The sequence below is a fragment of the Enterobacter sp. Acro-832 genome, assembly GCF_011752745.1.
GTDB lineage: Bacteria > Pseudomonadota > Gammaproteobacteria > Enterobacterales > Enterobacteriaceae > Enterobacter > Enterobacter quasiroggenkampii.
Genome location: NZ_VWWX01000012.1, coordinates 22,278 through 29,257 on the forward strand (window position 1 = coordinate 22,278; position 6,980 = coordinate 29,257).

General features: G+C 57.1%; 8 protein-coding genes. 5 read left to right on the forward strand and 3 right to left on the reverse strand.

The genetic code is table 11. From position 1 onward, the window contains the following. Positions 1-6 precede the first annotated feature (6 nt). From hemE to F3J31_RS22870, 5 genes are all read left to right on the forward strand, one after another. On the forward strand, positions 7-1,071 hold the full coding sequence (gene hemE / locus F3J31_RS22850) for a uroporphyrinogen decarboxylase (RefSeq protein ID WP_024908252.1): 1,065 nt from the start codon (positions 7-9) through the stop codon (positions 1,069-1,071). Between the two features lie 9 nt (positions 1,072-1,080). Further along, positions 1,081-1,752, forward strand: a complete 672-nt coding sequence (gene nfi, locus F3J31_RS22855; RefSeq protein ID WP_021242964.1) for a deoxyribonuclease V — start codon at positions 1,081-1,083, stop codon at positions 1,750-1,752. A gap of 41 nt (positions 1,753-1,793) precedes the next feature. Further along, a complete protein-coding gene (locus F3J31_RS22860) occupies positions 1,794-2,384 on the forward strand; it encodes a YjaG family protein (RefSeq protein ID WP_008503468.1) in 591 nt (196 codons plus the stop codon). Positions 2,385-2,570: 186 nt separating this feature from the next. Next, a complete protein-coding gene (hupA, locus tag F3J31_RS22865) occupies positions 2,571-2,843 on the forward strand; it encodes a nucleoid-associated protein HU-alpha (RefSeq protein ID WP_002445246.1) in 273 nt (90 codons plus the stop codon). A gap of 11 nt (positions 2,844-2,854) precedes the next feature. Beyond that, positions 2,855-3,547, forward strand: coding sequence for a DUF1481 domain-containing protein (locus tag F3J31_RS22870; RefSeq protein ID WP_045909513.1), 693 nt, complete (start codon positions 2,855-2,857; stop codon positions 3,545-3,547). A 90-nt stretch (positions 3,548-3,637) separates the two neighbouring features. On the opposite strand, the gene purD is transcribed toward F3J31_RS22870, so the two are convergent. The 3 genes from purD to F3J31_RS23315 all read right to left on the reverse strand — a co-directional run. Continuing rightward, positions 3,638-4,930 carry a phosphoribosylamine--glycine ligase gene (gene purD, locus F3J31_RS22875; RefSeq protein WP_167215689.1) on the reverse strand — a complete coding sequence of 431 codons (1,293 nt, stop codon included), beginning with the start codon at positions 4,928-4,930 and terminating at the stop codon, positions 3,638-3,640. Between the two features lie 15 nt (positions 4,931-4,945). Further along, a complete protein-coding gene (gene purH, locus F3J31_RS22880; protein WP_069720473.1) occupies positions 4,946-6,535 on the reverse strand; it encodes a bifunctional phosphoribosylaminoimidazolecarboxamide formyltransferase/IMP cyclohydrolase in 1,590 nt (529 codons plus the stop codon). Between the two features lie 262 nt (positions 6,536-6,797). Beyond that, a partial coding sequence (locus F3J31_RS23315; RefSeq protein ID WP_205246319.1) for a hypothetical protein occupies positions 6,798-6,980 on the reverse strand: 183 nt, incomplete at its 5' end.

The window sequence follows — 6,980 nt, forward strand, 5'->3', positions numbered from 1 at the left end:
GCAAAAATGACCGAACTGAAGAACGATCGTTATCTGCGTGCGCTGCTGCGCCAGCCCGTTGATGTCACCCCGGTGTGGATGATGCGCCAGGCGGGACGCTATCTGCCAGAATACAAAGCCACGCGCGCGCAGGCGGGCGATTTTATGTCGCTGTGCAAAAACGCCGAGCTGGCCTGTGAAGTGACGCTCCAGCCGCTGCGCCGCTTCCCGCTGGATGCGGCGATCCTCTTCTCGGATATTCTGACCATTCCGGATGCCATGGGCCTGGGCCTGTACTTTGAAACGGGTGAAGGCCCGCGTTTCACTTCTCCGATTAAAAGCAAAGCCGACGTGGACAAGCTGCCGATCCCCGATCCGGAAGGTGAACTGGGCTACGTGATGAACGCCGTGCGCACCATTCGCCGTGAGCTGAAAGGCGAAGTACCGCTGATTGGCTTCTCCGGCAGCCCGTGGACGCTGGCGACCTATATGGTGGAAGGGGGCAGCAGCAAAGCCTTCACCCTGATTAAAAAGATGATGTACGCCGAGCCGCTGGCCCTGCATGCGCTGCTCGACAAGCTGGCGAAGAGCGTCACGCTCTATCTGAACGCGCAGATTAAGGCGGGTGCGCAGTCGGTGATGATTTTCGACACCTGGGGTGGCGTGCTGACCGGCCGCGATTATCAGCAGTTCTCCCTGTACTACATGCATAAAATCGTCGACGGCCTGCTGCGTGAAAACGAAGGTCGCCGCGTGCCGGTGACGCTGTTCACCAAAGGTGGCGGCCAGTGGCTGGAAGCGATGGCGGCCACCGGCTGCGACGCACTGGGTCTCGACTGGACCACCGATATTGCCGATGCCCGCCGCCGCGTGGGCGACAAAGTGGCGCTGCAGGGCAATATGGACCCGTCCATGCTCTATGCGCCGCCTGCCCGCATTGAAGAAGAAGTGTCGACTATACTGTCTGGTTTCGGCCAGGGGGAAGGCCACGTCTTTAACCTCGGCCACGGTATTCATCAGGATGTACCGCCAGAGCACGCAGGCGTATTTGTGGAGGCGGTGCATCGGCTTTCTGCCCAGTATCACAAGTAAGGAGTCGTTATGGATCTCGCGTCGCTACGCGCTCAACAAATCGAACTGGCCTCATCGGTGATCCGCGAGGATCGTCTGGATAAGGATCCTCCGCAGTACATTGGCGGAGCAGACGTCGGGTTCGAGCAGGGTGGGGACGTGACGCGAGCGGCGATGGTGGTACTGAAGTACCCTTCGCTCGAGCTGGTGGAGTACAAGGTCGCGCGTATTGCCACCACCATGCCCTATATTCCCGGCTTTCTCTCCTTTCGCGAATATCCCGCGCTGCTGGCAGCGTGGGAGCAGCTCTCGCAAAAACCTGACCTGCTGTTTGTCGATGGGCACGGGATCTCACACCCGCGCCGTTTAGGCGTTGCCAGCCACTTTGGGCTGCTGGTGGATGTGCCGACCATTGGCGTTGCCAAGAAACGTCTGTGCGGCGCGTTTGAGCCACTCTCCGCTGAGCCGGGTGCGCTGGCGCCGCTCATCCATAAGGGCGAGCAGCTGGCGTGGGTCTGGCGCAGCAAGGCGCGCTGTAATCCGCTGTTCATCGCCACCGGCCATCGGGTGAGCATGGACAGCGCCCTGGCGTGGGTACAGCGCTGCATGAAGGGTTACCGCTTACCGGAGCCGACGCGCTGGGCTGACGCGGTGGCCTCTTCGCGTCCGGCTTTTGTTCGTTGGCAGGAAATTCAGCGATGATTCAGGTAAACTGCGCCTAATTTTCGATTCGAGAGATCATCATGCTACAAAACCCGATTCACCTGCGCCTTGAAAAGCTGGAAAGCTGGCAGCACGTCACCTTTATGGCTTGCCTGTGCGAGCGCATGTATCCCAACTATGCCGCGTTCTGCAAGCAGACGGGCTTTGGTGATGGCCATATCTACCGCCGTATTCTGGATCTGATCTGGGAAACGCTGACGGTGAAAGACGCGAAGGTGAATTTCGACTCTCAGCTCGAAAAGCTGGAAGAGGCGATTCCGGTGGCGGATGATTTTGACCTGTACGGCGTCTACCCGGCAATTGATGCCTGTGTGGCGTTAAGCGAATTGCTCCACTCCCGCCTGAGCGGTGAGACGCTGGAGCACGCTATCGAAGTCAGTAAGGCCTCTATCACTACCGTAGCGATGCTGGAAATGACCCAGGAAGGTCGCGAAATGACCGACGAAGAGCTGCGCGCAAACCCGGCCGTTGAGCAAGAATGGGATATCCAGTGGGAAATTTTCCGCCTGCTGGCAGAGTGTGAAGAACGCGATATTGAACTGATAAAAGGGCTACGTGCGGACTTACGTGAGGCCGGTGAGAGTAATATTGGTATAATTTTTAACCAATGAGATAAGAAAACTTGAGATAACGCCCGTTTTGTCGCTCCTCGACTCTTCCCTTTCGCCCCTTGTCTGGTCTACATTTGGGGGGCGAAAAAAAGTGGCTATCGGTGCGTGTATGCAGGAGAGTGCTTTTTTGGCATTTTCGTCGCACTCGATGCTTAGCAAGCGATAAACACATTGAAAGGATAACTTATGAACAAGACTCAACTGATTGATGTAATTGCGGACAAGGCTGATCTGTCTAAAGTGCAGGCTAAAGCTGCTCTGGAATCTACCCTGGCTGCTATTACTGAGTCTCTGAAAGAAGGCGATGCTGTACAACTGGTTGGTTTCGGTACCTTCAAAGTGAACCACCGCGCTGAGCGTACTGGCCGCAACCCGCAGACCGGTAAAGAAATCAAAATCGCCGCAGCGAACGTGCCGGCATTTGTTTCTGGTAAAGCACTGAAAGACGCAGTTAAGTAAGACGCGTGGCAGTGAACAGTTTTAGCGAAGGGGCGGCAACGCCCCTTTTGTCTTTCTGGCGCGGAACGCTCGCGCTGGCAGGCATGCTGCTGCTGTCAGCCTGTAGCCACGACACCGCTTTGCCGCCGTTTACCGCCAGCGGCTACGCGGACAACCAGGGCGCGGTCAGGATCTGGCGTAAAGATTCCGGCGGCGAAGTGCATCTGCTTTCTGCCTTCAGCCCGTGGCATAGCGGCAATACGTCGACGGCGGAGTATCGCTGGCAGGGAGATGACCTGTCGCTGATTGAGCTGAACGTCTACAGCAAGACCCCCGAACACGTGAAAGTGCGTTTTGACGACCATGGCGAGCTGAGCTTTATGCAGCGCGAAGTCAGCGGTCAAAAACAGCAGCTTTCCAGCGATCAAATCGCCCTCTACCGTTACCGTGCCGAACAAATCCGCCAGACCAGCGATGCGCTTCGTCTGGGACGCGTCGTGCTGCGCCAGGGGCGCTGGCATAACGACGGGACGGTGACGACCTGCGAAGGGCAAACGGTCAAGCCTGAGCTCGAGTCCTGGGCGACCGAACACATTCAACGCCGTCAGCGTCATTCATCAATGGAAGTGAGTGTGGCGTGGCTTGAGGCGCCGGAAGGTTCTCAATTGCTATTGGTGGCGAACGAAGACTTCTGCACCTGGCAGCCGACAGAGAAGAGTTTCTGAGTTCTGTGGATTAAGCCGGATGGCGCTGACGCTTATCCGGCCTACGAACGTTCCCCTCTCCGTGAGGGAGAGGGTTAGGGCGAGGAGGAATTACTCCCCCTGCTCGCGCGCAATCGCGCGATAGCCGATATCCTGACGGCTAAAGCTATCGTTCCAGTGAATATCCGCCATCAGCGCATAGGCGCGCTTCTGCGCTTCTGCCACGGTATGGCCCAGCGCGGTTGCACACAGCACGCGGCCGCCGTTGGTCAGAACGCGATCGTCCTCAGCCAGCTTCGTACCGGCGTGGAACACCTTCGCACCTTCCCTCTCTTCCAGCGGCAGACCGTGGATTTCATCTCCGGTGCTATAGTTGCCCGGATAACCACCCGCAGCAATCACCACGCCGAGAGACGCACGCTCGTCCCACTCGGAGGTTTTCTCGTCCAGCTTGCCATCGCAGGCTGCCAGGCACAGATCCACCAGATCGGATTTCATGCGCAGCATGATTGGCTGCGTTTCCGGATCGCCAAAACGGCAGTTGAATTCGATGACCTTAGGGTTACCCTGCTTGTCGATCATCAGACCTGCATAAAGGAAACCGGTGTAGGTATTCCCTTCTGCTGCCATTCCCTTCACGGTAGGCCAGATGATGCGATCCATGGTGCGCTGGTGGACGTCGTCAGTCACGACCGGAGCAGGGGAGTAAGCGCCCATCCCGCCGGTGTTAGGACCCGTGTCGCCATTACCTACACGCTTGTGATCCTGGCTGGTGGCCATCGGCAGAACGTGCTCGCCGTCGACCATGACGATAAAGCTCGCCTCTTCACCGTCGAGGAACTCTTCAATCACGATGCGGTGACCCGCATCGCCAAAGGCGTTACCTGCCAGCATGTCCTGAACCGCGGCTTCGGCTTCGTCGAGCGTCATCGCGACGATCACGCCTTTACCGGCGGCCAGACCGTCGGCCTTGATAACAATCGGCGCGCCCTTCTCACGTAAGTAGGCCAGAGCAGGCTCCACTTCAGTGAAATTCTGATATTCCGCCGTCGGGATGTTATGACGCGCGAGGAAATCTTTGGTGAAGGCTTTGGAGCCTTCCAGCTGCGCGGCGCCTTCCGTTGGGCCGAAGATTTTCAGGCCCGCTGCGCGGAACGCATCCACCACGCCAATCACCAGCGGCGCTTCCGGGCCGACGATGGTCAGGTCGATTTTCTCACTCTGGGCAAAACTCAGCAGCGCCGGAATGTCGGTCACGCCGATAGCCACGTTCTGCAGCGCGGGTTCCAGTGCGGTACCGGCGTTGCCCGGTGCCACGAAGACCGTTTTCACCAGCGGAGACTGCGCCGCTTTCCACGCCAGCGCGTGCTCGCGTCCGCCGTTACCAATCACTAATACTTTCATTTTCAGCTCCGGGAATTAATGGCGGAAGTGGCGCATGTCGGTGAAGATCATCGCGATGCCGTGTTCGTCGGCAGCGGCAATCACTTCGTCGTCGCGGATTGAACCGCCAGGCTGGATCACGCAGGTGATGCCGACAGCGGCTGCGGCGTCGATACCGTCACGGAACGGGAAGAAGGCGTCAGAGGCCATGGCGGAGCCTTTGACTTCCAGACCTTCGTCACCTGCTTTAATACCCGCGATTTTCGCAGAGTAAACGCGGCTCATCTGGCCTGCGCCTATCCCGATGGTCATGTTCTCTTTCGCGTAGACGATGGCGTTGGATTTCACGAACTTCGCCACTTTCCAGCAGAACAGCGCGTCACGCAGTTCCTGTTCGGTCGGCTGACGTTTGGTCACCACGCGCAGGTCGGCTTCTGTCACCATACCCAGATCGCGATCCTGAACCAGCAGACCGCCGTTCACGCGCTTGAAGTCCAGGCCCGGCACGCGTTCTGCCCACTGGCCGCAAACCAGTACGCGCACGTTCTGTTTTGCCGCGGTGATTTTCAGCGCTTCCTCGGAGGCCGATGGTGCGATGATCACTTCAACGAACTGGCGGGAGATGATGGCCTGTGCGGTTTCCGCATCCAGTTCGCGGTTGAAGGCAATGATGCCACCGAACGCGGAGGTTGGGTCAGTTTTGTACGCGCGATCGTAAGCTTCCAGAATCGACGTGCTTACCGCCACGCCGCATGGGTTGGCGTGCTTGACGATAACGCAGGCCGGCTCGCTGAACTCTTTCACGCATTCCAGCGCCGCGTCGGTGTCGGCAATGTTGTTATAGGAGAGCGCTTTGCCCTGCACCTGCTGAGCGGTTGCAACAGAGGCTTCTTTTACCTCTTCTTCTATATAGAAAGCCGCCTGCTGGTGGCTGTTCTCACCGTAACGCATATCCTGCTTCTTAATGAAGTTCAGGTTCAGGGTGCGCGGGAAGCGGCCGGACGGATCTTTGCTTTCACCGTGGTAAGCCGGTACCAGGCTACCGAAGTAGTTGGCGATCATGCTGTCGTACGCCGCGGTGTGTTCGAAGGCTTTGATGGCGAGGTCGAAACGCGTTTCCAGGGTCAGCGACCCTTCGTTGGCGTCCATCTCATTAATAATGGTGGTGTAATCGCTGCTCTTTACCACGATGGCGACATCTTTATGGTTCTTGGCCGCAGAGCGCACCATGGTCGGGCCGCCGATATCAATGTTCTCTACAGCATCTTCCAGAGAGCAGCCTTCACGGGCAACTGTCTGGGCAAACGGGTAGAGATTAACGACAACCATGTCGATCGGCGCGATGTCGTGCTGTTCCATAATGGCGTCGTCCTGGCCGCGACGGCCAAGAATACCGCCGTGGACTTTCGGATGCAGGGTTTTGACGCGTCCATCCATCATTTCCGGGAAACCGGTGTAATCGGACACTTCGGTTACCGGCAGACCTTTATCTGCTAACAGGCGAGCGGTTCCACCTGTGGAAAGCAGCTCCACACCGCGTGCAGAAAGTGCCTGAGCGAATTCGACGATACCGGCTTTATCAGAAACACTGAGCAGAGCGCGGCGGACTGGACGACGTTGTTGCATGGTAAATCCCCTGGATTTCACGATTACAGAGAGCGTTAGATGAATTTTCCTGTGAAAAACTCATCTAACACACCTGACGAGGCATCCTTGTTAAGCGCGAGCATTTTAACGAAAACGTTTGCGCAACGCTCGCACATTTTTACTTTTTCGTATCATTGTGGATAAGTCTGTGTGTAAAAAGGTATAAGGCGGGGTTTTGCTGTGGAATGCAGCAGTCAGTCATTTTTCTGTCATTTAGCGGTTGCGGCCTGCGGAGAACTCCCTATAATGCGCCTCCATCGACACGGCGGATGTGAATCACTTCACACAACAAGCGGTTCGGTTGAAGAGAAAAAATCCTGAAATAACGGGTTGACTCTGAAAGAGGAAAGCGTAATATACGCCACCTCGCAACGGTGAGCGAAAGCCGCGTTGCACTGCTCTTTAACAATTTATCAGACAATCT